A 25,017-nucleotide genomic window follows, 5' to 3' on the forward strand; every position below is an offset into this window, starting at 1 on the left:
TCAGACCGCCCCGGCCCCCGTCAACGACCGCACCTCGGTCTCCGCGTGCTTGGCCTCGTCCGGCGGCTCTGCCGAGGTGACCGTGCCCAGCCAGCCCGCGAGGAAGCCCAGCGGGATGGATACGAGGCCCGGGTTCTGCAGCGGGAAGTACTGGAAGTTCACTCCCGGGAACAGCGATTCGGGGCTCCCCGACACCACCGGCGACAGCAGCACGAGCAACAGCGCGGGCACCAGTCCCCCGTATACGGCCCACACCGCGCCGCGCGTCGTGAAGCCCCGCCAGAACAGCGAGTACAGCAGGACGGGCAGGTTCGCGGACGCGGCGACCGCGAAGGCGAGGCCCACCAGGAAGGCCACGTTCAGATCGCGGGCGAGGAGGCCGAGCGCGATCGCGACCACACCGATACCGACCGCCGCGGTGCGCGCCACGGCCACCTCGCTGCGCGGCTTGGCACGCCGCCGTCGCAGTGACGCGTACAGGTCGTGGGCGACGGACGCCGAGGACGCGAGGGTGATTCCGGCGACGACCGCGAGGATCGTTGCGAACGCGATGGCGGCGACGATCGCGAACAGAACCGTTCCTCCCGTTGAGTCGGCGCCACCGCCCAGATCGAGCGCCAGCAGCGGAACCGCCGTGTTCCCCGCCGCGTTCGACCCACGCACCGCCTCCGGACCGACGATCGCGGCCGCACCGAAGCCCAGCACGAACGTCATCAGGTAAAAGCTCCCGATGAGGCCGATCGCCCAGACCACCGAACGCCGCGCGGCCCGCGCCGTCGGCACGGTGTAGAACCGCGACAGGATGTGCGGCAGCCCGGCAGTGCCCAGCACCAGCGCGAGGCCCAGGCTGATGAAGTCCAAGCGTGCCGTCCAGTCCCCGCCGTACTTCAACCCGGGCGCGAGGAACGCGTCACCGTGTCCGCTGCGCGCCGCCGCCGAGCGCAGCAACTGGTTGAAGTCCCCGTGGAACCGGACGAGGACAAGCACGGTCAGCGCGATGGCCCCGCCCATCAACAGGACCGCCTTGACGATCTGAATCCACGTGGTGGCCCGCATCCCGCCCATCGACACATAGATCACCATGAGCGCGCCGACGCCGATGACCGTCCAGTTCCGCGCCGCCTCGCTCGTACCCCCGAGCAGCAGCGCGACCAGGCTGCCCGCTCCCACCATCTGCGCCACCAGATACAGAACGGACACCGTCACCGACGAAGTTCCCGCCGCGATCCGCACCGGCCGCTCGCTCATCCGGGCCGCGACGACGTCGGCGAGCGTGAACCGCCCGCAGTTGCGCACCAACTCGGCGACCAGGAACAGGACCACGAGCCAGGCCACCAGAAACCCCACGACGTACAGGAGCCCGTCGTAGCCGAAGAGCGCGATCAGTCCTGTGACGCCCAGGAAGGACGCCGCCGACATGTAGTCACCGGAGATGGCAAAACCATTCTCCATCGGCGAGAACAGTCGTCCGCCGGCATAGAACTCCTCCGCCGAACCATGCCGGTTGCGGCTCACCCATGTCGTGATCGCCAACGTCACCGCGACGAACGCGCTGAACAGCAGCAGCGCCAGCGTCTGATGGTTGCCGCTCACCGCTCACCACCTCTGACACTGCGGGTCAGCTCCTGGGTGTCCCAGCGCAGATCGAGCGCGGCCCGGTCCCTGCGCAGCCGCGCATGCCGCGCGTACGCCCAGGTGAACAGGAAGGTGGTGAGGAACTGTCCGAGCCCCGCGACCATCGCCACGTTCACCGCCCCGGCAACGGGCCTGGCCATGAAGCCGGGTGCCGTCGTCGCCGTCACCACATAGCCCACGTACCAGGTGAAGAAGACGGCGACGCCGGGGACCACGAACCTCCGGTACCGGCTGCGCACCTCCTGGAAGGCCGCACTGCGCTGCACCTCCAGATAGACGTCTGCCGCCCCGCCCGCCCGACGTTCCTGCTCCGGGTGCGCGGGCGGCACGGCGGGAGCGGGCGCACCCGTGCCGTCCAACTCACCCCAGCCGGAGGCAAGCGCGTCGTACCAGGGGTCGTCGAACCGGACCTTCCCGGTGTCACGACCGTCGTGCTTCTCCACCGAACTCTCCTTGTCCGCGGCCCGTTTCCGCCGCGTGCCCAAGGATGTGCAGATCGGGAAGATCCCGGACTCTTCTCCCCGCGCTCTTCACTCCATCAGGTGACTCAGCCTGCCGGTGGCCGTACGAGACCCTTCCCATAGGCGTAACGGACTGCTTGGGCACGGTCCTTGATCCCCGTCTTGGCGAAGAGGTTGTTGATGTGGGTCTTCACCGTCGCCGTGGAGACATGCAACGCGCGGGCGATCTCCTGGTTGGTGAGGCCCTCGGCGATCAGGAGCAGCACTTCCGTCTCGCGCGCGGTGAGCCCGTCCGGCGCTTCCGGAGGCGCGACCGGCTCCGGCTCCGACAGCCGCTCCAGCAGCCGCCGTTGGACACTCGGTGAGAGCCCCGCCTCCCCGGAGAGCACGCTCTGCACCGCTCTGACGATCTCGTCGCCTCCCGCGTCCTTGGTCAGATAGCCCCGCGCCCCCGCTCTGAGCGCGGGAAACAGAGACTCGTCGTCCTCGTACGTGGTGAGCACGACGACCTGCGTTCCCGGGTACTCGGCACGAATGCGCCGGGTCGCCTCGACACCGTCGCAACGAGGCATCCGCAGATCCATCAGCACGACGTCGGGGGCGAGTTCGGCGACAAGCGCCACGGCCTCGTCACCGTCTCCGGCCGCACCGACGACCTCGATCCCGGGCAAGAGCCCGAGCAGCATCACGATGCCCTCGCGCACCACGGTCTGGTCGTCCGCCACCACGACCCGCGCCGGCTTCCTCCCCTCCTCATCCGTCATACGGGCACCTTCAGCGTCACCACGAACCCCTCCTCGTCCGGCCCGGCCTCAAGCGAGCCGCCCAGCAACTCGGCCCGCTCCCTCATGCCGAGCAGACCGTACCCGGCACCGGAGCCGCTGAGCTCACCCGGCGTCCCGCCCGAGTCCCGTACGCCCAAGGTCACTTCACGCTCGCCGTAGTCCAGCGATATCTGGACCTTGGCGCCCGGAGCGTGCTTGCGGACGTTCGTCAGAGCTTCCTGAGCGACCCTGCGCACCGCCTGCGAGGCCTCCGCGCGCAACGGCTGCCTTTCACCCGTCACAGTGACGTCGGCACCGTCGGTCGTGGCGACGAGCTCGCTCAGGAAGTCCTCCAGCGGGGACATCTCGCCGCGCAAGGCGGACAGCGCCTGCCGGGTCTCGGCGAGCCCCTCCCGTGCCATGCCCCGTGCCGCCACGACCCGTTCGAGGATCGTCTCCCGGTCGGCACCGCGCTCGATGAGCAGACGGGCCGCCTCCAGGTGCACGAGCTGTGCCGAGAGGCTGTGCGCCAGCACGTCGTGGATCTCCCGCGCGATCCTGGCCCGCTCCGCGAGTGCCGCAGACTCCGCCTCCGCCGCACGCGCCGCACGCTCCTGAGCCAGCAGTCGCTGCGCACTCCCCCGCGCCTCCGCGTCCAGGCGCAGCACATACCCGGCCAGGGCGAGCCCCACCGTCGTGGCCAGGGTGGTCAGCCAGACATCGTCGTTGACCACCGCGTACGCCCCCAGCGCCACGGAAGTCGCGGGAAGCGCAGCCGCGAGAGGCAACCGCTCGATGGCGCTGATGGCGCACCCGCACCACAGCACGAGGGCCGGAACCCGGAATCCGACACTCTCCCCCACCGTGGCGATCCCGAGCAGCAGCGCGAGCAGCCCCAGCGAAGGCAGCAGGCGGTGTTCAAGCGTGGTCCGCCAGAAGCCCCACGCTGCGACCCCGCACGCCGCGACTCCCAGAACACCCGCCGCGATACCCCAGCCGTGCAGGTCGCTGTCGGTGAAAGTTGTCCCCAAAAGAATGCCGAGGGCGCCGATGCGCGTGGCCCAGGCGAGCATGCGCCGGGGCCGGGTCAGTTCCGCTCGGGACAGCGCCTCGCGAGAGGGCCAGCGCGTCCAGACGTCCGCCGTCACACACGCTCCTTCCACGGGGCCTGGGGCACGACGTCACCGTACGCCGCGCCCTGCCGGCTCGCCGGATGCAGGGATTGCGACCGCCAGGCCAGAATTCCGGAGCGGACCAACAGCGTGGCAGCGAGCGCCACCAGGACCATGGCAGTGGCGTCCTGATGCACACCGAGCAGGACACCGATGCCGAACAGCCCCACGCGCAGACCTATACCAACACCCCATACGACCACGCTTGCCCTGGTGCCCTTGCCCCACACCGAGCCGTCCGGCGCCGTCCATATCCGCGTCGTCCACGCCCAACCGGCTCCAGTGGCAAGGCCCATGAGCAGCTCCGCGCCAAGCAGGAAAATCGCCTCCGCCTGGTGGTGAGGGTCGATCACCCCCGGCTCTCGCAGAGCTATGAAACCCAGAACGGCAGGCAGGATCCACCAGCGCCTGTCCGCACTGATCCTCTGCGCGCGGAACTGCCGCACGATCACCAGCACGACAACGGCGAAGATCGCCAAGGCATCGACCAGCCCAGACATCACGGCCTCCGTGGACGAAGAAGAGCGAGTGCCGACAGCGGGAGCTGCCGACGCCTTCGACGCTACGGAAAATGGCTGGTCAGCGGATCGGAGCCAGGGTGGACCACAGGTGGATCTCCACCCAGACCAAACCTCCACCCACGGGTGGAGCCCCACACCACACGGGTGCCACCCAGCCCCCTGCACGAGGTACGGCTGCCGGCCCAGGACGTTTTTCGCCCCCTCCGCCCCTACCCATCCCGTACCTGGGGGCTGCCGCCCCCAGACCCCCGCTGTCGGCCTGAACGGCCTCGTCCTCAAACGCCGGACGGGCTGAAACCCAGCCCCGACGGGAGGGTGGGGCATCGCGATGGCGCTACCCCGTCCTCGCACGCAGGACCGCCTAGAGGTATCTCCTACCGAAAACGCACCCGCAGCCGCCCACCGGCCGAAGGGGCCGGGGGCCGGTACATCAAATGCCCGTCGCGTACGTTCGCGTCACCGGACGCCTCACTGCTCGGCCAAGGTCTGATCCGTCGGCGACGGGCGGATGTACCGGCCCCCGGCCCCGACCCCCCACCGAACCGCAGGCGCCAGCCGCAGCCCAGCAGCCGCGCCTACGCATCGATACGAGACCGATCCAACGTAGCCGCAGAGCTGGAAATGAACTCCTTACGCGGAGCCACGTCATTCCCCATCAGCAGGTCAAACACCTGCTCCGACGCCTCCAGGTCAGAAATGTTGATCCGCCGCAGAGTCCGATGGCGCGGATCCATCGTGGTCTCGGCCAGCTGGTCGGCATCCATCTCACCGAGACCCTTGTACCGCTGGATCGAGTCCTTGTACCGCACGTTCTTGCGCTGCAGCTCGAGCACCGTCTCCCGCAGCTCACGGTCCGAGTACGTGTAGATGTACTTGTCCTGCCCCTTCTTGGGCTGGCTGAGCTCGACCCGGTGCAGCGGCGGAACCGCCGCGAACACCCGCCCGGCCTCGACCATCGGCCGCATGTAGCGCTGGAACAGTGTCAGCAGCAGCGTGCGGATGTGGGACCCGTCCACATCGGCGTCGGTCATCATGATGATCTTGCCGTAGCGAGCCGCGTCGATGTCGAACGTCCGACCGGACCCGGCCCCTATGACCTGGATGATCGCGCCGCACTCGGCGTTCTTGAGCATGTCCGTGACGGACGCCTTCTGGACGTTCAGGATCTTGCCCCGGATCGGCAGCAACGCCTGGAACTCGGAGTTCCGGGCGAGCTTGGCCGTACCGAGCGCGGAGTCGCCCTCGACGATGAACAGCTCGCTGCGACCGACGTCGTCACTGCGGCAGTCGGCCAGCTTGGCGGGCAGCGAGGAGGACTCCAGGGCCGTCTTCCGGCGCTGCGCGTCCTTGTGCTGACGGGCCGCGATCCGCGTACGGGCGGCGGCGACGGCCTTCTCCATCACGACCCGGGCCTGTGCGGCGGCGTCCCGCTTCGTGGTGGTGAGGAAGTCCTTGAGCTCCTTGGACACCACGTTCGTCACGATGCGGCGGGCCGCCGAGGTGCCGAGGATCTCCTTGGTCTGTCCCTCGAACTGCGGCTCGGCGAGGCGGACGGTGACGACTACGGTCAGGCCCTCCAGCGCGTCGTCCTTGACGATGTCGTCCTCGGCGACGCGCAGCAGCTTCTTGGCCCGCAGCACCTCGTTCATCGTCTTGGCGACCGCCTGCTCGAAGCCTGCGACGTGGGTGCCGCCCTTGGGCGTGGCGATGATGTTCACGAAGGACCGCAGGGTCGTGTCGTACCCGGTGCCCCAGCGCATCGCGACATCGACACCCAGCTCGCGGGTGACCTCGGTCGGCGTCATCTGTCCGTGGTCGTCGAGGACCGGGACGGTCTCCTTGAAGCTGCCCTGTCCGGAGAAACGGAGGACGTCGCAGACGGGCTTGTCGGTGGCCAGGTACTCGCAGAACTCGCTGATGCCGCCGTCGAAGCGGAAGGACTCCTCGCCCTTGCTGCCGCCCTCGCCGAGCCCGTACTCGTCGCGCACGACGATGGTCAGGCCCGGCACCAGGAACGCGGTCTGACGGGCCCGCTGGTGCAGGCCCTCCAGGGAGAGCTTGGCGTCCTTGAGGAAGATCTGGCGGTCGGCCCAGTAGCGCACGCGCGTGCCGGTGCGGGTCTTGGGGATCCGCTTGAGCTTGCGCAGCCCACCCGCCGCGTCGAACGCCCCGTCGGGGCCGTCCGTCTTGAACTCTCCGGGGGTGCCGCGCCGGAAGCTCACCGCGTGGGTGTGACCGCTGCGGTCCACCTCGATGTCCAGGCGGGCGGAGAGCGCGTTCACCACGGAGGCGCCGACGCCGTGCAGACCGCCGGAGGCCGCGTACGAGCCGCCGCCGAACTTTCCGCCGGCGTGCAGCTTGGTCATCACGACCTCGACGCCGGAGAGGCCGGTCTTGGGTTCCACGTCGACCGGGATGCCACGGCCGTTGTCCCGCACCTCCACCGAGGCGTCGTCGTGCAGGATCACCTCGATGTGGTCGCAGTACCCCCCAAGGGCCTCGTCCACGGAGTTGTCGATGATCTCCCAGAGGCAGTGCATCAGGCCGCGGCTGTCGGTCGACCCGATGTACATGCCCGGGCGCTTGCGCACGGCCTCGAGCCCCTCGAGGACGAGCAGGTGCCGCGCGGTGTAGTTGGAACCGTCCCGGTCTGCTCCGGTCAGCAACGCAGTGGACGGCACGGACGTCTCGGCGGTCACGCGGTTCGCTCCTCGCTGAATTTCAAATGGGGCCCTTTTGGGTAAGGGCCGGGCTTCGGTCCCCGCTGAGAGGGTACCGAGGCCTGGTAGAGCCGTTGTAACGCCACCCTCGCACGAACTCACACTAGTCCAGGGTCGTATGGGTGTTCGATCCCTCGATGGAGTGAAGTACATATCACGTTCCCTTCGGGGCATGAACCATTTAGGCTCCGGGCACGTCCTCATGAACAACCGGCAAGCCAGCCGGGAGGACCGACCCCCTGACAGACAGCGCGAACCCGTAAGACACGAAGACACGCAATACGGCCCATTCGCCGCCACCTGGCAGCAGACAGCCGCCCCGGAGAGAAATTTTCGAGGAAAAGCCACGAGCGGGAACGTTTTCGGCCTGGTTGGATGTTGACCCTGGTACGACAGCTCGTCGAGCTAGAGAAGAGGCGACGTGACTACTGTTCTGACCCCCGCGAGCCCGCTGACGGCCGCTGACCGCTGCGACCGTTGCGGCGCCCAGGCATATCTGCGCGTCGTCCTCCTGAGCGGCGGAGAACTGCTCTTCTGCGCCCACCACGGTCGCAAGTTCGAGCCGGAACTCAAGAAGATCGCCGCTGAGATACAGGACGAGACGGAGCGACTGACGTCCGTTCCGGAAAGCGTCAACGACGAAGAACGCTGACACTTCGCATCAACGACGAGCGGGTGCCGGCATCAGGCCGGTGTACGGGCGGCCACTCCCTGGACACAGGGAGTGGCCGCCCGTACTCGTACCGCGTCACAGGTAGCGCTCAGCGTTTCCCGCCGAGCCTCCGGACGACATCGGAGACCCGCGTGTAGACACCGGGGCTCCCGGCCCGCCCACAGCCGCTCCCCCACGACACCAGGCCGATGAGCCGCCCCTGGGCGACCAGTGGCCCGCCGCTGTCCCCCTGGCAGGCGTCCCGCCCGCCCGTGAGCTCCCCGGCGCACAGCATGGACGCCGCCTGGTAGGTGCCGACCGCGCTGCCCGGATAGGCGCCCTCACAGGCGGCATCGGGGAGCACGGTCACCCGCGCGGCCCGCAGACTGCGCGCGTAGTCGCCGCCGCCCGTCGTATCGCCCCAGCCGTAGACCACAGCGGCCATACCCGGCGCGTACGCGGCGTCTCCAGCGGGTGCCATACGGACGACCGAGCTCTCGGGAAGTGGCGCGGCGAGGGTGAGCACGCCGAAGTCCCCGGCGTTCGTATAGCTGTCGTACTGGGGGTTGACCCAGATGCCGCTCACCGGGATCTCCTTGCCGCCGCCCGACAGCAGGTCTCCCCGGCCGGCGATGACCTTCAGGTCGCGGACCTGTTGCGGCGGCGCCCCCAGCACATCCGTCCCCAGGCAATGGGCCGCGGTCAGGACCGTGGACGGGCTGATCACCACGCCTCCGCAGAACTGTCCCGCCCGCGTACCTCCGAACCGGTCACGGCTGGACAGCGCCACCGTCCACGGAGTCTCGGAGATCTCGACCGGATAGCCGCCGATGATGATGCTGTCGGCCGCCGCCGGGGCGGGGGAAGCCAGCGGTATCGCGACCGCAGCGGCCGCGAGGGCCAGTGCGGAGGCAAGGGGACGGCGCATGCGCGCTCCTCACTCTGGGATGGTCATGGAAAACCCAGAGTGATCCAGCACACGGGGACTCGCACTCCGCGCACAGACTGAGGGCCCGGCTCCCCCGTGGGAGTCGGGCCCTCAGTGACGTACGGCCGAGACCTAGTCGAGGTAGTCGCGCAGCACCTGCGAGCGCGACGGGTGACGCAGCTTCGACATCGTCTTGGACTCGATCTGGCGGATCCGCTCGCGCGTCACGCCGTACACCTTGCCGATCTCGTCGAGGGTCTTCGGCTGACCGTCGGTGAGACCGAAGCGCATCGAGACGACGCCCGCCTCGCGCTCGGACAGGGTGTCGAGAACGGAGTGCAGCTGCTCCTGGAGGAGCGTGAAGCTGACCGCGTCGGCCGGGACGACGGCTTCGGAGTCCTCGATGAGGTCACCGAACTCGCTGTCGCCGTCCTCACCCAGAGGGGTGTGGAGGGAGATCGGCTCACGGCCGTACTTCTGGACCTCGATGACCTTTTCAGGGGTCATGTCGAGCTCCTTGGCCAGCTCCTCCGGGGTGGGCTCGCGGCCCAGGTCCTGGAGCATCTGGCGCTGTACGCGCGCGAGCTTGTTGATGACCTCGACCATGTGCACCGGGATACGGATGGTGCGGGCCTGGTCGGCCATGGCGCGGGTGATCGCCTGACGGATCCACCAGGTGGCGTACGTGGAGAACTTGTAGCCCTTGGTGTAGTCGAACTTCTCGACCGCGCGGATCAGACCGAGGTTGCCCTCCTGGATGAGGTCCAGGAAGAGCATGCCGCGGCCGGTGTAGCGCTTGGCCAGGGAGACCACCAGGCGGAGGTTGGCCTCCAGGAGGTGGTTCTTGGCGCGGCGCCCGTCCTCGGCGATGATCTCCAGCTCGCGCTTGAGCTTCGGCGCGAGCTTGTCGGCGTTGGCCAGCTTGTCCTCGGCGAACAGACCGGCCTCGATGCGCTTGGCGAGCTCGACCTCCTGCTCGGCGTTGAGGAGGGGGACCTTGCCGATCTGCTTGAGGTAGTCCTTGACCGGGTCGGCGGTGGCACCGGCCACGGCGACCTGCTGGGCCGGCGCGTCGTCCTCGTCGTCGTCGGAGAGGACGAAGCCCTTGTTCTCGGCCCCCTCCTCTTCCTCTTCGCCGGGCTTGCCGCCGGGGGTCTCCTCGGCCGCCTCGTCGTCGACCAGCTCCGCGTCGTCCTTCTTGGCGGTGGTCTTCTTCGCTACGGCCTTCTTGGCGACCGTCTTCTTGGCGACGGTCTTCTTGGCGGTCGCCTTCTTGGCAGCGGCCTTCTGGGCGGTCGCGTCCTCAGCCGGGTCGTCGGCGGCGGGCACGGCCGGGGCGGCGGTGGCGGTGGCCTTCTTGGTGGTCACCGTCTTCGCCGCGACCGTCTTGGTGGCGGTGCGCTTGGCCGGACTCTTCGCTGCGACGCTCTTTCGGGGGCGTTTTGGCTCCGCGGCACTGACCATCAGCGTCACACCCTCTTCCTCGAGGATCTGGTTGAGGCTGCGCAGTACGTTCTTCCACTGAGTGGCCGGAATCTGGTCAGCTTCGAAGGCCCGACGCACGTCATCGCCGGCGATCTGCCCCTCAGCCTTTCCCCGCTCGATGAGCGCCATGACAGAGACGGACTCGGCGATCTCCGGCGGGAGCGTACGGGATGTGCTGGCCGACACGAACAACCTCTCGGAACGTTGGAAAACGGCTTCCGGCCCCGTCCACTACGGACAGGAGCCGACGACCGCCGACTTGGGGATGGGCCGACGGCGCGGGCGGGGGCCTGGAAGATGCACAGCGCCATGAACGGCGTCTGTATTCCCTCCTCGGCTGCCACCTCTTAGGTCATCGCGCTGCCTCGACGAGCGTTACGCCCAATCTGCGTGGCCCGAGTCACACCCCGTAAGCGCGCAAAAGCGGCCAGATACGGTCAGAGAAGGTCAGCCGATGGGCCCGCCGCCCCATCACACCGCCGGACCCCGCCAGGTCCAAGGAGGATCCGACGGGGTCCCGCGGGAGATGGTTCGCCGGCCGGGCGATGCCACGAGAGGGCACACGCCCCCGACCGTGTCGCCCTCGATGCGCGGTCAGTGCTCGCGCGGCGCGGGCACCACGCGCTCCACCTCGGGATGGACGGTGAGCAGTTGGCGCATGGCCGCTTCGGCCGCTGCGCCGTCCGCCGCGGCGAGGGCGTCGACGATCCGGGCGTGGTGCCCCAGGGAGGCTTCGTTCGGCCGGTCGCAGCCGGTGACGGGGTTGCCGGAGACCTGCAGCGCGGCCGACACGATCCCGGAGAGGTGCTCCAGCATCCGGTTGCCCGCGAGCTGGATGAGCAGCGCGTGGAACTCCGCGTCGGCCCGCGAGAAGGTGAGGGAGTCACCCTGCGCCATGGAATGGCCCATGATCTCGACCATGTCGCCGAGCCGCTGCTGGACATCCTCGCGCCCGTGACCCGCGGCAAGACGCGCGGCGAGCGGCTCGATCGTCCAGCGCAGCTCGCTCAGCTCACGCCGCTGATCGTCGCGCTGCGGTCCGAAGGCCCGCCATTCGATGATGTCCGGGTCGAGGAGATTCCAGTCACTGACCGGGCGTACCCGCGTACCGACGTTGGGGCGGGCGCTGACCAGTCCCTTCGCCTCCAGGACGCGGAGCGATTCACGAACGACGGTGCGGGAGACCTCGAACCGCTGACCGATCTCCTCGGGAACGAGCGGGCGGTCCGCGCCCAGATCGCCGGAGACGATCATCTGGCCGAGCTGCTGGACGAGTTGACCGTGCAGCCCGCGCCCGCGGCTGCCCGCGGCACGCCGGCCCACACGGCCCAGCTCAGGTTCCGCGCTCTCCCAGGCGGGGGGACCCACGCGGCCGGCACCAGGGGCCTCGGCATAGGGATAGCGGTCGAGTTCGCCCGGGCCGGCCAGGCCGGAGTCTGCGGAGCGGGCGGCGGTCATCATGGTCTGCGCAAGGGTACTCACGGATCCTTTGTCGGCGCTGTCTCCAACTCCCTTGAGGTCTTTGGTGAAAAGCACACGAAAGGGTGATCGCTCACCCCGTCGCAATTGACGCCTTATCGGAAAGAAATGGGCGTTCTCCGGGGAGTTGTGCGCACCACGGAACCGGAAGGGCGCCGCAGGTCGTCATCGGACCCTGCTCCGCAGTGTCGTGAGCAGATATGCGCAGAGCAGGGCGGTCAGCGACAACATCAGCGCACCGCCGACAGGTTGGGCGACCATCCGCACCCCGGCCGCCAGATAGCGCTCTCCTCCGAACGGCCACTGCATCAGCACCAGCTCCCGCAGCCTTCCGGAGAACCCGGCCGCGGTCCGCACAGACGGCCCCTCCAAGGCCTTTTGTACGAGGGGTACGACGAGGATCGGCACGGCGAGCACCGCGGCGAGCCCGGCGGTCGTGGACCGGAAGATGCCCGAGGCCAGCACACCAGCCCAGGCGCAGCCCACCACAAGGCCGGTCCAACTCGCGCTCAGGGACAGCCAGTCGGCGGGAACTCCGGTGAGCTCCCGTCCGTAGACGAGATAGAGCGCTTCGAGGTCGCATCCGATGGTGAGAAGAGCCAGCATCAGCGCGGTGACCGAGGCGACGAGGAGTTTGGCGGCGAGCAGCCCCAGGCGGCGGGGGACGGTGCCGCGGTCCGCGGCCAGGGCGGGGTGGCGGAACTCGTCGCCGAAGGCGATCGCGCCGAGCAGTCCCGCGCCGAGCGCGGCGGGCGGCAGCGGGAGCTCCTGCGGCCAGGCGGCCAGCAGGCGCGGCTGGGGCGTGTGACCGATTCTGGCCAGCAGCACGGACAGGAGGGCCGAGACGGCGAGGACGGCGACCGTGGTGAGGTATCCGGTGCCGACTCCGGCGGCGCGGCGCAGTTCGTAGCGCAGGGGACGCAGGGGGCTGGGCGCCTGGCGCACGGCGATGGGCGGCGGGAGGGGCGGCAGGCCGTCCACGGTCGGCGTCCCGGCTGGGCGCGGCTCGTCGCCAGGGTGCGCGTCGCCCTCGGCCGGCGGCGCGGCGACAGGCCCCATGTCGCCGATCTCGTCGGCGAGTTGGTGTACGAGGACGCCGTGCCGGAAGGCGGTCTCGCCGACGTCGGCACACGTGCTGCCGTACACCGAGAGCCGGTTTCCGTCCTCGCGCACGATCTCGACGGAACGCCGCGCGGTGCGGGCCTCCTTTGTCAGCAGGGCACCGAGCCGGGCGGCGTGCGGGCTGCGGACGGCGACTCGGGGCCGCAGCCGGGTACGGGCGAAGTCCGCGACCTCCTGGTCGGCGACGAGTCGGCCCGCTTCCAGCGTGACGACCCGGTCGGCGGTGTGCGCGGCCTCCTTCGGGTCGTCCGTGGTGAACAGCACCGTGCCGCCCTGAGCCGCATGCGCGCGCAGAATCCCGTGCAGCCAACGGCCTTCGCGGGCGGAGAGCCCATCGGCCGGGTCGTCGAGGACGAGGGTGTGCGGGTCGGACAACAGTGCGCACGCCAGACCGAGGCGCCGGTCCATGCCACGCGACAGCGTGCCCAGGCGCTCGTCGCGCAGGCTGACGAGGCCGACCACTTCAAGGACTTCGTCGGCGCGCCGTACGGGCACACCGGCGGCGGCGCACAGCATGCGGAGCTGACCACGGACGGTCCGCGCCGGATGGCCCGGCACCTCGCCCAGGAGTACGCCGACTTCGCGCGACGGGTGAGCGATCCGGTGCAGCGGCCGGCCTCTGAAGTAGGTGATTCCGCGGCCCTGTTGGAGTTCGAGCAGGAGCTTCAGCACCGTCGTCTTGCCCGCGCCCGGGGCTCCGACGATCGCTGTGACCCGGCCCCCGCGCGCCTCGAAGGACACGTCGTCGACGGCGGGCGGAAGCTCCTTGCGGGGGTTGCTGGTCAGTCCGATGGCCTGGATCACCCGAAGCAAGATAGCGCGAAATGTCTGTTTTTTCGGGCACCTTGAGGCTCGTCGCGGACGGAACTCGGGGCGCTCGCGGGCACACTCCGGTCCTCGACGCCCGGACCTGCGTTCTCCGCTCTTCGTCAGACCTCGGGGCGCAGCATCGGTGGATTGAGCAGCGTGGCGCCGCCCGCCCGGAAAAGCTGGGCCGGCCGACCGCCCTGGCGGGTGGTCGTACCGCCTGTGGGCACCAGGAAGCCCGGTGTGCCCGTCACCTTGCGATGGAAGTTGCGCGGGTCGAGCACCACACCCCAGACGGCCTCGTACACCCGGCGCAGCTCGCCGACGGTGAACTCCGTCGGACAGAAGGCGGTGGCCAGCGACGAGTACTCGATCTTGGACCGGGCGCGCTCCACCCCGTCCGAGAGGATCTGCGCGTGGTCGAAGGCGAGGGGCGCCGCCTGCTCGCCGTCACGGCCGTAGCCACCCTGCTGCAGCAACTCCTCGACGGGCGCCCAGCGCGCGCTGTTGGCGTCGCCACCGGCCCTGGGCGCGGGCAGATCGGGGGCAAGGGCGAGATGGGCGACGCTGACCACCCGCATCCGCGGGTCACGCTTGGGGTCGCCGTACGTCGCGAGCTGCTCCAGGTGTGCACCGTTGTCCTGGGCTGGAGCGGACGGGTCGTGGGCGCACAGCCCGGTCTCCTCGACCAGCTCGCGCGCCGCCGCCTGCGACAGATCCTCGTCGGTCCGCACGAAGCCGCCCGGGAGCGCCCACCGACCCTGGAACGGCTGCTCACCCCTGCGTACCGCCAGCGCGCACAGGGCGTGGCGGCGCACTGTCAGCACAACCAGGTCCACGGTCACGGCGAAGGGCGGAAACGCTGACGGGTCGTAGGGCATGCCGCGATCATAGTCGTCTGCCTGACGATAAACACGCCCTTCGCCGACCGCTTCCACGGCTGATCCACTTCCGTCCGGTACAGGTCTCCCCGACCGCGGCCGGTCGCCGTACGCAGGCGCTTCACGCAAGGTCACACTCCCAACTGCAGCCCTTCGGCCGCTTCCTCGACCATGGCCAGGCCGAGCCTGCTGACGCGTACGGAAAAGGGGGCGCCCGCGATCCGCAGTCCCGTCAGCCCGATCTCGCCCAGCGGAGCGCTGCGGACCGGGCGCAGGGTGACCGTCCCGGCCGGGGCGTCGGGGCGGATCCCCGCGAGGGAGGTCAGGAGCAGCACTCCCGCAGCGGCGGCCGTGGCCGCGGGTCTGCAAGCTGCGGGATGGGGCAGTGGTGCGCTGCCCTGCGCGCGCTGCTCCCCCGCGTACATCTCGGGCAGTCGGTGACCGAAGGTCTCGGCCGCCGCCAGCACTCCGCGCAACAGCGAGCTCGCCTCCTTCTCATAGCCCGCGGCGGCCAGCCCCGCGACGGCGACCGCGCTCTCCTGAACGCGTACGGCGCCGGCGCGATGACCGAACGGGTTGTACGCCGCTTCCTTCACTCCGAGGCTGCGCAGCCCCCACCCCGAGTCCATGGCGGGGCCGCCGAGCAGCCGCGCGAGCTGCTCGGTCTGCACCTTGTCGAGCAGGCCGGGGGCTGTCGCGCCGGCGCCGAGCAGCCCGGTGTCGAGGAGGTGGGCGGTGGACGCGCCGAGGTGCGGCACGAGGCGTCCGTCCGGGGCGCGGGCGGCCGCGGGTCTGCCTCCTCCCCGGTCTTCGAACCAGAAGTCCTCGCGGAACGCGGTTCGCAGCGCCTGGGCCCACTGCCGCAGCCCCGCGCCACCCGGCCGCCCGTGAGCGTCGAGCAGGTCGGCGCCCAGCAGCGCCGCCCGGTGGGCGTGTGCCTGTGTCTCGCAGCGGAGCGGCCCGCCGGGGTAGGAGTCGGGGAGGTAGGTGCTGTCGCCGACAGCCGTCCGCAGCCATTCCAGGCACCGCTCGGCCGTGGGCAGCAGCTCCTCGACCTCTTGCGCCGCGAGCCCCCAGCGCCGGGCCTCCGCTAGGAGCGCGGGGAACAACAGGGTCGCCTCGGTGGCCGTGCACCCCGGCGGCAGGTGCGGGCCCGCGTCCCGGCGCGGCCCGGGAATCAGCCCGGACCTCGGGCCCGCAAGTTGGGTACGCGCGAGAGTCCGCAGGGTGCCCGCTGCGAGCCGGGTGCCGAGCGGCAGGGTCATACGCGCCGCGGCCAGCGCTTCGGCCGGGGCCAGGCCGCACCGCCAGGGCGCGCCGGCCGCGAGGTGTGTGTCGGACGGGTGCCCGGGGTCACGCACCAACAGAGCCCGGAGATCCTCGACGCAGGAGTGCAGGAGTGCCTGGACCCTTGAGTCGTCGCCCGCTGCCCGGGCCTCGGCGAACGGGCTTGTCGCACCGCGTCCGACCGCTCTGCCGGCCCCCGCACCGTCCGGCCGGACGCGCAGCTCCACGCTCCGGGTGCCGCCGGGCGGCAGTTCGAACTCCCAGCGCAGCAGTCCCGCGGAGGCCAGCGCGTCGGTGGGCGGCGGATCGGCGGTGACGGCCGAGTGTCCTGCGGCACAGGACCAGCGCAGGCCGGAGTCGTGAACGCTGGCGGGCAGTTCGGGCCCGGCTCTGCCCGCGGCCACCGAGCTCAGTTCCGCGAAATCGGTACCCAGGGCGACTTCGACGGGCAGTCGCAGCGTGCGGGTGGCCGCGCTCCGCAGGGTGATCCGCTCCGTTCCGTCCGCATGCCGTGTCCGTTCGACGACGACGTCCGGATCCGGGCCTCCGTCGGCGGACGCGCGCAGCGTCCCCACGAAGCGAGCGCGGTCGGCCGCGAGCATCCGGGCCTGAACCGCGAGCGGTTCGCGGCCGGCGACCCGGACCTGGCACCGGGAGAGCATCCGCCGTCCCGCGCGGTAGAAGCCCTCCAGCCCGCGGCCGGTCAGTTGCCCCTGATCCGTGGAGATCACCAGTCCCGGCAGGGCAACACAGATCAGGGCAGTGTGGGCGGGTGGCAGGTCCACGGCCCGGGGCGGTGCGGGCAGCGACGCCTGGGGAGCCCCGGAGCCGCCTGCCGCCGCGAAGGAGGGCCGGGCGCTGTCCGTTGCCGCGCGCGGGTTCATTCGGCCGCTTCGACTCGTGAAGGGCTGCGGGGTTCTGTGAAGGGGCGGACGGTCGCCGTCGGGGGCCGAGGGCGGGGTGGGCAAGGACATGGGGCGGTTTCCTCCGCGCTCCGCGCGCCTTGGGCGCACTCGGCGCCGGGTGGGGGGCTCCGGAGGGTCAGGGGCGTTGCGGCGGCGCGGCCCGGCCACGGTTCCGCCACTCAGGTGAACGGAGCGGCCCCACTCGGGGTCACGCTCTCGACCGGGGAAGCCGACCGAATGGCGGTGGGGTGGCGGGCAGGGCGTGACGCGCCGCGGAAGTGTTCTGTCGGCGTGCTCGGCGCGGCCGACGCTCGATCCCGGGGCTGCGCAGCCGTTGGCCCTTGTGTGCCGGAGGCGCCATACGCCGTTGGCCCTTGCCTGCCGGAGGCGCCGTACTTCGTCGGCCCGGTGGGAGCCGGCGCTCACGTGTCCTCCTCCGCACCATGCCGACCGCCCTCACGGCGGTTTCGTGACCGACTGCTCGCGCCCTCGGCCGCACGTCCTGGTCCGTCCCCTGCGGGCGAACCCCCTTCGATGGGCCGACGCCGCCGGGCACTGCCTCCGCCAGGGGCCCGGCGACTCTGACGTGCGTCGCCGCTCCCTGCCGGGCGTGCCCGGCGCCGGCGCCGGGCGGGGGTCGCTGAGGGCGGAGCGGCTCCTTCGACCGAAACAAAGTCGGTCGAGGACGCCACGACGTCGAGTGACTGTGACCGGGCCACTGGTTCGACCCCGGGTCCGGCCACCGGTCCTGCCCCGGTTCCTGCCGTCTGGGAACCCGGCGCCGGTTCAGCTGCGTCGAACGGTGCCGCAAGATCCCTGGGATGCTCCGTTCCCGCTGCGACACGGTCGGTGCGCTCCGCGCGCAGGCAGCGGCGGACCGATTCCGGGTCCAGGCCCTCGTTGCACGCCTGGTGGAGGAGGCGGGCGAAGAGGTAATCGGGATCGGCACCTAGAGCCATGGCCAAGGCCTCGCGCGCCTCAAGCTCGTCACCGGTCGACCAGGCGACGCACCCGGCTAGCGTGAGGGGTGCCGCGGCGTGCTCGCGGTAGGGGCCGACGCAGCGGCGCGCCAAGGCTCGCCACAGCCGCAGGGCGGGTCCGGCCTCCTCGCCCTCCATCCACTCGGCGGCACGGTCGCGGGTCGTGCGGTCCTGAAGGCCGAGGATCAAGGTGGCTGCCTCCTCGTGCTCCACCAGGCCGTCGTCACGCAGGTCCGCCGGACGCGTCCCGGACACAGGCGGAGCGTCGGTGAACCGAACCATGACCCGCTGGGCGAGTTCGAGGGTCTCCTTGGCCACAGCGGCACGGTTCTCACCGTCCAGAATCCTGGGAACGAGGGCCATGCTCGCCGTGTCGAGCGCGGCTTCCTGCTCCAGCGCCACCGCGGTCTCCCAAGGAACGAGCCTGGCCGTCAGTTCCCGCAGGGTGCCCCGCACCTGGAGTCCCGCGTAAGTCGCGGCGGCGGCGAGAACCGAGGTGCCGGGCAGGCCCATCGACTCACCTTCGGGTGAGCAACACCCCTGGCCCGGGCAGCAGTACGACCAGAAGCGACCGTCGGAGATGCAGAGGGCCTCGATCACCGGAACGTCGAGGCGGCCGCAAGCCGTACGCAGCAGCTGCGCCAGCGAGCGCAGCCGTTCCATGACCTCCCGTCCCGACTCACCGCGTGCCGGTTCCTGGCAGAGGTAGGCGACCATGCTCTCGGGCCGGGCACCTCGCCGCTCGCTCCCCTTCACCAGCCCCTGCGCCAGCTGCTCGGCCACGGACGACCAGTCTTCGGAGTTGGCGGGGATGCCGAGCCGAGCACGCCCGCCGAAGCGACCGCGCCGCTCCCCGTCGTGCAGGGCGACCAGCACGATGCTGTCCTCGGGCCGGTACCCGAGCAAATACGGCAGGGCGTCGGCCAGTTCCGCCGGTGTGCGCAGGGTCACCTGATGCTCGCCGCACGGGCCGCCCGGGGCGCCGTGTCCCGCGTGCTGCCCGGGTGCGTCCGTCGCTGGGTCCGGCTCGGGGATGCCGTGCGGTGAGTCCGGCTCAGGAGTGCCGTGCCCCGTGTACTGCCCGGTCCCGCCATGGCCCGCGCGACCGCCGCCGCCAATACGCCCGGCCGGCTCCGTGGGCTCGACTCGCCCGCCACCGAACCCGTTGTCGGACGTGTCGCCGGACCTTTCATCGGACGCGCTGTCGGACGTCTTGCCGTACATGTCGCCGGACCAGCCGGCCGCTTCGTCGTGATTCGTCATGCCGTGACCATCCCGCGGATCTCAAAATTCCGCTTTGCCCTGTGGATAACCATGACCATGGTCACGACAGGATTTGTCCACAGCTCACGGGCTTCGTTCGCGCTTTGTCCGACCCATCGGGTTGCATGGGGCCATGACCAACGAAGACCCGCGACCCACGGCCAACGAAGAACTGCGTACCGCGGCCGATGCCGTGCTGGCCCGCCTCGTCGGCGCCCGGCCCGGTGAGGCCCGGCTGCGCGAGGATCAGTGGCGCGCCATCGAGGCCCTGGTGGCCGACAAGCGCAGAGCCCTGGTCGTGCAGCGCACCGGCTGGGGCAAGTCCGCGGTGTACTTCGTCGCGACCGCCCTGCTGCGCGAGCGCGGCGCCGGGCCCACCGTCATCGTCTCGCCGCTCCTCGCGCTCATGCGCAACCAGGTGGAGGCGGCGGCACGCGCGGGAATCCGCGCGAGGACCATCAACTCGTCCAACACGGAGGAGTGGGAGACGATCCAGGCCGAGGTCGCGGCGAGCGAGGTCGATGTTCTCCTGGTGAGCCCGGAGCGGCTCAACAACCCCGACTTCCGGGACCAGGTGCTGCCCAAGCTGGCCGCCGCGACCGGCCTGCTCGTGGTCGACGAGGCGCACTGCATCTCCGACTGGGGCCACGACTTCCGGCCGGACTACCGTCGGCTGCGCACCATGCTGGCCGATCTCCCGCCCGGCGTTCCCGTCCTGGCCACCACCGCGACGGCCAACGCGCGCGTGACGGCCGATGTGGCCGAGCAACTGGGCACCGGAGTCAGCACGGACGCCCTCGTCCTGCGCGGGCCGCTGGACCGGGAAAGCCTGAGCCTCGGTGTGCTGAGGCTCCCGGACGCCGCCCACCGGATGGCCTGGCTCGCCGAGCACATCGGTGACCTGCCGGGCTCGGGCATCATCTACACGCTCACCGTGGCCGCCGCCGAGGAAGTCACCGCGTTCCTGCGCCAGTGCGGGCACACGGTGACGTCGTACACCGGAAAGACGGAGAACGCGGACCGTCAGCAGGCCGAGGAGGACCTGCTCGCCAACCGTGTCAAGGCCTTGGTCGCCACCTCGGCGCTGGGCATGGGCTTCGACAAGCCCGATCTCGGATTCGTGGTTCACCTGGGTTCGCCCTCCTCCCCCATCGCGTACTACCAGCAGGTGGGACGCGCGGGCCGCGGAGTGGAGCATGCGGAAGTGCTGCTCCTGCCGGGCAAGGAGGACCAGGCGATCTGGCAGTACTTCGCGTCGATCGCCTTTCCTCCGGAGGAGCAGGTACGCCGCACGCTGGATGTACTGGCCCAGGCAGGCAGGCCGCTGTCGCTCCCCGCCCTGGAACCACTGGTGGAGCTGCGCCGATCCCGCCTCGAAACGATGCTCAAGGTGCTCGACGTGGACGGGGCGGTGCGGCGCGTACAGGGCGGCTGGATCTCCACGGGCAACCCATGGACGTACGACACCGAGCGCTACGCCTGGGTGGCCAAGCAGCGGGCGACCGAGCAGCAGGCGATGCGCGACTACATCACGACGACCGGCTGCCGCATGGAGTTCCTTCGGCGGCAGCTGGACGACGAAGGAGCGGCACCCTGCGGGCGCTGCGACAACTGCGCGGGAGCCCGGTTCGAGGCGTCCGTGTCGCCCGGAGCACTGGACACGGCCAATGGCGAGCTCGGCCGCGCGGGCGTCGAGGTCGAGCCCCGGAAGATGTGGCCGACGGGCCTGCCTGCGGTCGGCGTCGACCTGAAGGGGCGTATCCCGGTCGGCGAACAGGCCGCGCCGGGGCGCGCTTTGGGGCGACTCTCGGACATCGGCTGGGGCAACCGGCTGCGCCCGATCCTCGCGCCCCAGGCACCGGACGGACCCGTGCCGGACGATGTCGCCAAAGCCGTGGTCGGTGTGCTGACCGACTGGGCGAAGGGACCCGGTGGCTGGGCCTCGGGGCAGCCCGACGCACAACCCCGCCCGGCCGGTGTCGTCACCGTGGCCTCACGGGCGCGTCCGCAGCTCATCCAGTCGCTGGGCGCACGGATCGCGGAGATCGGCCGGCTGCCGCTGCTGGGGTCCGTGGAGTACGTCGGTGCGGCCGCCCAGATCTCCCGGAGCAACAGCGCTCAGCGGCTCAAGGCGCTCGACGGAGCGCTCACCGTGTCACCCGAGCTGGCTGCCGCGCTGAAGGAAGCGGACGGTCCAGTGCTGCTCGTGGATGACGCGACGGAGACCGGCTGGACTCTCGCCGTGGCGTCGCGCATGCTTCGACGAGCCGGTGCGCAGGGGGTGTTGCCGCTGGTCCTCGCCGTGCAAGCGTGACTCTCGTGTCGCCACCAAGAACAGTGGGCAGGGATATAGGCGACGTATAGCCGGAAAACGGTCGGTGGCCCCAATTGCTCGTTGCCGCATCCCAGTTCGACAGGAAGAATTGGGATCGCTCCCCGCACGCCTCATCGGTGGTCCGGTAGGGCTGTGCCGCGGCGCGCTCCCCCAAGTCCGACCCCCGCCCGCAGTGTGGGCGCGTAGCCGAAGGGAGGAACGTGACCTTCGGATTCGCTCCGTCCTCGGCGGCATCCTTGTCGACGTCTGCCGATCTGTCCGCCGCTTCCACCGACCCACTGGCCCGGATGCTCGAACCCGCCGAGTGGGCCTCCGCCGGGATTCCGCTGCTGCGCAATCCCCGTGAGGTCGTCAGCGGACTGCATGCGCGGCACCGGCCAAGGCCCTCGACCGCGGTCGTGGCCGTCCTTGATCCGGACGAGCGGCTGAGCGCGAGCGCCTCGTTCACCCGGCGTCCGGATCCGGCGGACGGCTGGATGTTCCGCAACGCGCTGCTGGCGCAGCTGCGCCGGGTCATCCCGCACGACCTGCGGCGCCGCACTCCGGTGCGCACGGCTGTGCTGCTCTACTGCCGTGACGGCGACGCGCGTTGGACGGAGGAGGACGGGGCGTGGATGTGGGGGCTGCGGGACGCCTGCACGCTTCACGGGCTGCGCTGTGGGGCGTACATCACACTGACGCGTGACGGCTGGCAGGTCCTCGGCGAGGGCCGCGGCGGACGCCGTCCGAACACGGACTCACCCCCGGAGTCCTTCACCGCGACAGCGGCACCGCCGCTGCTGCCGCGCACCGGCGGCGCCGCCTCGGAGGTGCTGCGCCGGGCAGCCGCCCGCTGAGCCCGAGGCAACCGCAGGCCAAGACGGGGCAGCCGCCTGCCTCCGTCAGCCAAAACCGGGGCGAACAATCTCCCAAGCGCGCCGACAGGGCGTACGGCAGCTGAGAGGACGTACGGCCAGGCGTCGCGAGGAAGTGCCCACGCAGGCCGGGCGAGATGACGGCACCTCGCGAACCACGTCTCGAACCCCCGCCTCCGGGGCCGCAACAGTCGTACGCCCCGTACCGGCACGCACGATCCCTGCAGAACCCGTCGTACGCCAAAGCCGCCTACAGGCCCCGCATGCGGCAAGCTCGCAAGGAGTACCGCCCTCGCGGGGCACCGCCGATGGAACACCCCGCACAGGCGCACAGGCATGCGCGCACGTCAAGATGACCGCCGGACAGGTGCCGCCGCGGCGGCACCCTCAGCGTCCCCCCGAGCGTGCCCCGGACGACGTCCGGAACGCGCTCAGACCCCCGCGCCCAGCACCGAGTTGATCTGCTGCGGGTCACCGCAGACGATCAGCAAGGCACCGGCCCGGCCAATGGCCTGCGGCAGGGCGGTGGCGGCGACAGGGTCGGGACCGCCGTTGACGGCGACCACGACCACGGGACGGGACGCGGCCCGGCCCACAACTGAGGCGTCGGCGTAGAAGACGTCGTCGCCCGCGTCGTGCTGCGCCCAGTAGGCGGCCTCGCCGAAGGAGAGTTCGTGCGCGGCCCACGGGTGCGGTTCGCCGGTGGTGATCACCAGCACCTCACCGGGGGCGCGGCCCGACTCCAACAGCAGGTCGACGGCTTCTTCGGCGGCGTCCAGCGCGCCCTCGGCCGAGGCCGGGATGAGCTGGATCTGCGGAGTGGCGGCTGCGGCTGCCGGGGCGGACGGCCCCGGAGCGGCCACGACCGGCTCGCGCGGGGTGCGTTGGGCCGGCATCGGCCGGACAGGACCCGGACGGCCGGGACGCGGCGGAGCCGCGGGACGGGGACCGGGTACGGGACGGGGGGTCGGCGCGGTGCGGCCACTGGCCGGAGTCGCGCGGGGACCCTGGGCACTCTCGTGAATCTGAGGCTCCTCGGGAATGAGAGGCATGAGCTGATTTTTATCAAACGCCGGTGCGACTCGCGTCGGCGGGTGGCACATGAGTGCGAGCGGAACCGTCAGAAATCGAAGCCGAGCTGGCCCTCGATCTCAGGAACGCTTCCATCCGCCCAGCTGCGGACCTTCTTGAGGTGCCGCCACTGGGGCAGCGCATCAAGATACGCCCATGACAGCCGGTGGTACGGGGTGGGGCCCCGCTCCTCCAGTGCGGCCTTGTGCACGGGCGACGGATACCCGGCGTTGGCCGCAAAACCGAAGTCTGCATGGTCGATACCCAGTTCGGCCATCATTTTGTCGCGCTGAACCTTGGCGATCACCGAGGCCGCCGCGACGGACACACAGGACTGGTCGCCCTTGATCACCGTCCGGACCCGCCACGGAGAGCCGACATAGTCGTGCTTCCCGTCGAGAATGACGGCGTCCGGACGCTCGGGCAAGGCCTCCAGTGCGCGTACGGCCGCCAGCCGCTGGGCGGCCGTCATCCCCAGGCTGTCGATCTCCTCCGGAGACGCATGACCAAGGGCGTACGACGTCACCCATTTCTCCAACTCGGCTGCGAGCGCGGTACGCCGCTTGACGGTCAGGAGTTTGGAGTCGGTGAGCCCTTCAGGGGGACGACGCAGTCCCGTGACGGCGGCGCAGACGGTGACCGGGCCGGCCCAAGCGCCGCGCCCCACCTCGTCGACACCGGCAATGATCTTCGCTCCGGTCGTTGCGCGGAGGGAGCGCTCGACGGTGTGGGTGGGTGGTTCGTACGGCATGGCGTCATCAGACTACGCCGCCCGGAGCCCCTCGCGACACCCTGGTTTCCCCGAGCGACCACGGGCTCCCCGGCGAGGCCGATCAGACACCTTGAGCGGAACCGATCAGAGACCTTGAGCGGTACCGATCAGGCACCCTGAGCGACACCGGTCGGACCCGTCGACCAAGGTCGATCCGGCACCTCGAACCAGGTGGAGCCGGCACCTCGCGCGACGCCGCTCAGACAGCCTCCCGCCGCAGCAGCGGGACCATCAGCTGGTCGATCATCTCCTCCAGATCCCCATCGCTCCATTCGCTCGCGCACACCTTTGAGCGGTACATCATCATCGCCGGGATGGCATCGAAGACGTATGCGTTCGCGGCGTCGGGTCGCACCTCTCCCCGCTCCATTCCACGGTGAATGACCTCACGAAGCAGGTGCAGGGTCGGCTCGACGACCCCGCCGAGGATCACGGCATGGAAGCGTTCAGCCTGAGCCGCATCGCATTCGTAAAGAACTGAGCGAAGCGCGAAACCGGGCTGCGAGAACATCGCCTCGCGCACCCGTCGGCACAGCTCGAGCAGGTCCTCCCGGACACTCCCGAAGTCGGGCGCCTCCGTCAGGCTCGGCAGTCCGGCCTGGAGCGCGTCCGCGACAAGGTCCTCCTTGGAGGGCCAGCGGCGGTAGACCGCGGCCTTGCCTGTCTGGGCGCGCGCCGCGACACCCTCCATGGTGAGGCCGTTCCAGCCGACCGTACTGAGCTGCTCCAGCGCGGCCTCGAGGATCGCCCGTTCGAGTACGGCACCGCGTCGACGCGGGGAGGCCGTCCGAGCGGGGGCAGCCGTCCAACGCGAAGTAACCATCTGAGTGTCTCCGTTGAGCATGAGGGAGCGGGACTTCCAGGGCGGGGCGAGTTGGTCTCATGACGTCACGCGGCAGAGATTCAATGAACGCTTGCGTTCA

Annotated in this window: 19 protein-coding genes; 3 read left to right on the plus strand and 16 right to left on the minus strand. The window is 70.4% G+C overall.

From position 1 onward, the window contains the following. From OG246_RS40550 to OG246_RS40575, 6 genes are all read right to left on the minus strand, one after another. A complete protein-coding gene (locus tag OG246_RS40550; protein ID WP_266474292.1) occupies positions 1–1,593 on the minus strand; it encodes a cation acetate symporter in 1,593 nt (530 codons plus the stop codon). After that, the gene (locus OG246_RS40555) at positions 1,590–2,078 is read right to left on the minus strand and encodes a DUF485 domain-containing protein (RefSeq protein ID WP_266474293.1); all 489 of its coding nucleotides are present in this window, start codon (positions 2,076–2,078) and stop codon (positions 1,590–1,592) included. Before OG246_RS40555 ends, OG246_RS40550 begins: the two co-directional genes overlap by 4 nt. A gap of 104 nt (positions 2,079–2,182) precedes the next feature. Then, positions 2,183–2,860, minus strand: coding sequence for a response regulator transcription factor (locus OG246_RS40560; protein WP_266474294.1), 678 nt, complete (start codon positions 2,858–2,860; stop codon positions 2,183–2,185). Next, positions 2,857–4,008: a sensor histidine kinase gene (locus OG246_RS40565; RefSeq protein WP_266474295.1), complete on the minus strand. Its 1,152-nt coding sequence runs from the start codon at positions 4,006–4,008 to the stop codon at positions 2,857–2,859. The genes OG246_RS40560 and OG246_RS40565 overlap by 4 nt, the downstream gene beginning before the upstream one ends. Next, the gene (locus OG246_RS40570; protein WP_266474296.1) at positions 4,005–4,532 is read right to left on the minus strand and encodes a DUF1453 domain-containing protein; all 528 of its coding nucleotides are present in this window, start codon (positions 4,530–4,532) and stop codon (positions 4,005–4,007) included. The genes OG246_RS40565 and OG246_RS40570 overlap by 4 nt, the downstream gene beginning before the upstream one ends. Positions 4,533–5,128: 596 nt before the next feature. Further along, complete coding sequence (locus OG246_RS40575) at positions 5,129–7,252, minus strand: type IIA DNA topoisomerase subunit B (protein ID WP_266474297.1); 2,124 nt, start codon at positions 7,250–7,252, stop codon at positions 5,129–5,131. A 442-nt stretch (positions 7,253–7,694) separates the two neighbouring features. Between OG246_RS40575 and OG246_RS40580 the strand changes: the two genes are divergently transcribed. Further along, positions 7,695–7,925 (plus strand): hypothetical protein, encoded by a 231-nt coding sequence (locus OG246_RS40580; RefSeq protein WP_121406526.1) that lies wholly within the window; start codon positions 7,695–7,697, stop codon positions 7,923–7,925. Between the two features lie 109 nt (positions 7,926–8,034). On the opposite strand, the gene OG246_RS40585 is transcribed toward OG246_RS40580, so the two are convergent. From OG246_RS40585 to OG246_RS40615, 7 genes are all read right to left on the minus strand, one after another. Continuing rightward, complete coding sequence (locus tag OG246_RS40585; RefSeq protein WP_266474298.1) at positions 8,035–8,853, minus strand: serine protease; 819 nt, start codon at positions 8,851–8,853, stop codon at positions 8,035–8,037. 132 nt (positions 8,854–8,985) lie between these two features. Further along, entirely contained in the window at positions 8,986–10,524 is a 1,539-nt protein-coding gene (locus tag OG246_RS40590; protein ID WP_266474299.1) for an RNA polymerase sigma factor, read from the minus strand. A gap of 408 nt (positions 10,525–10,932) precedes the next feature. Further along, complete coding sequence (locus OG246_RS40595) at positions 10,933–11,820, minus strand: FadR/GntR family transcriptional regulator (RefSeq protein WP_266474301.1); 888 nt, start codon at positions 11,818–11,820, stop codon at positions 10,933–10,935. A gap of 162 nt (positions 11,821–11,982) precedes the next feature. Continuing rightward, positions 11,983–13,743, minus strand: coding sequence for an ATP-binding cassette domain-containing protein (locus OG246_RS40600; RefSeq protein WP_266474303.1), 1,761 nt, complete (start codon positions 13,741–13,743; stop codon positions 11,983–11,985). Positions 13,744–13,868: 125 nt separating this feature from the next. Continuing rightward, on the minus strand, positions 13,869–14,627 hold the full coding sequence (locus tag OG246_RS40605; RefSeq protein ID WP_266474305.1) for an NUDIX hydrolase: 759 nt from the start codon (positions 14,625–14,627) through the stop codon (positions 13,869–13,871). Positions 14,628–14,758: 131 nt separating this feature from the next. Further along, a complete protein-coding gene (locus tag OG246_RS40610) occupies positions 14,759–16,798 on the minus strand; it encodes a glycogen debranching N-terminal domain-containing protein (RefSeq protein WP_266474307.1) in 2,040 nt (679 codons plus the stop codon). A gap of 443 nt (positions 16,799–17,241) precedes the next feature. Further along, on the minus strand, positions 17,242–19,062 hold the full coding sequence (locus OG246_RS40615) for a DUF4192 domain-containing protein (protein WP_266474309.1): 1,821 nt from the start codon (positions 19,060–19,062) through the stop codon (positions 17,242–17,244). Between the two features lie 133 nt (positions 19,063–19,195). Here OG246_RS40615 and OG246_RS40620 point away from each other — a divergent pair, with 133 nt between their 5' ends. Together OG246_RS40620 and OG246_RS40625 are read left to right on the plus strand one after the other, a co-directional pair. Further along, entirely contained in the window at positions 19,196–21,376 is a 2,181-nt protein-coding gene (locus OG246_RS40620) for a RecQ family ATP-dependent DNA helicase (protein ID WP_266474311.1), read from the plus strand. 221 nt (positions 21,377–21,597) lie between these two features. Further along, complete coding sequence (locus OG246_RS40625) at positions 21,598–22,233, plus strand: hypothetical protein (protein WP_266474313.1); 636 nt, start codon at positions 21,598–21,600, stop codon at positions 22,231–22,233. A gap of 449 nt (positions 22,234–22,682) precedes the next feature. Here the strand turns inward: OG246_RS40625 and OG246_RS40630 are convergent, their stop codons facing one another. The 3 genes from OG246_RS40630 to OG246_RS40640 form a co-directional block, all read right to left on the minus strand. After that, positions 22,683–23,303 carry a hypothetical protein gene (locus OG246_RS40630; RefSeq protein WP_266474315.1) on the minus strand — a complete coding sequence of 207 codons (621 nt, stop codon included), beginning with the start codon at positions 23,301–23,303 and terminating at the stop codon, positions 22,683–22,685. A gap of 68 nt (positions 23,304–23,371) precedes the next feature. Then, positions 23,372–24,073 (minus strand): ribonuclease HII, encoded by a 702-nt coding sequence (locus tag OG246_RS40635; RefSeq protein WP_266474317.1) that lies wholly within the window; start codon positions 24,071–24,073, stop codon positions 23,372–23,374. A 220-nt stretch (positions 24,074–24,293) separates the two neighbouring features. After that, positions 24,294–24,917: a TetR/AcrR family transcriptional regulator gene (locus OG246_RS40640; RefSeq protein WP_266474319.1), complete on the minus strand. Its 624-nt coding sequence runs from the start codon at positions 24,915–24,917 to the stop codon at positions 24,294–24,296. Positions 24,918–25,017: the final 100 nt, after the last annotated feature.

This window comes from Streptomyces sp. NBC_00620, from assembly GCF_026341825.1.
Lineage (GTDB): Bacteria > Actinomycetota > Actinomycetes > Streptomycetales > Streptomycetaceae > Streptomyces.

Coding starts and splice junctions, on each gene's coding strand:
- OG246_RS40610 (WP_266474307.1), bottom strand. CDS start 16,798: ATGAACCCGCGCGCGGCAACGGACAGCGCCCGGCCCTCCTTCGCGGCG.
- OG246_RS40605 (WP_266474305.1), bottom strand. CDS start 14,627: ATGCCCTACGACCCGTCAGCGTTTCCGCCCTTCGCCGTGACCGTGGAC.
- OG246_RS40640 (WP_266474319.1), bottom strand. CDS start 24,917: ATGGTTACTTCGCGTTGGACGGCTGCCCCCGCTCGGACGGCCTCCCCG.
- OG246_RS40585 (WP_266474298.1), bottom strand. CDS start 8,853: ATGCGCCGTCCCCTTGCCTCCGCACTGGCCCTCGCGGCCGCTGCGGTC.
- OG246_RS40560 (WP_266474294.1), bottom strand. CDS start 2,860: ATGACGGATGAGGAGGGGAGGAAGCCGGCGCGGGTCGTGGTGGCGGAC.
- OG246_RS40630 (WP_266474315.1), bottom strand. CDS start 23,303: ATGCCTCTCATTCCCGAGGAGCCTCAGATTCACGAGAGTGCCCAGGGT.
- OG246_RS40570 (WP_266474296.1), bottom strand. CDS start 4,532: ATGTCTGGGCTGGTCGATGCCTTGGCGATCTTCGCCGTTGTCGTGCTG.
- OG246_RS40615 (WP_266474309.1), bottom strand. CDS start 19,062: ATGACGAATCACGACGAAGCGGCCGGCTGGTCCGGCGACATGTACGGC.
- OG246_RS40620 (WP_266474311.1), top strand. CDS start 19,196: ATGACCAACGAAGACCCGCGACCCACGGCCAACGAAGAACTGCGTACC.
- OG246_RS40635 (WP_266474317.1), bottom strand. CDS start 24,073: ATGCCGTACGAACCACCCACCCACACCGTCGAGCGCTCCCTCCGCGCA.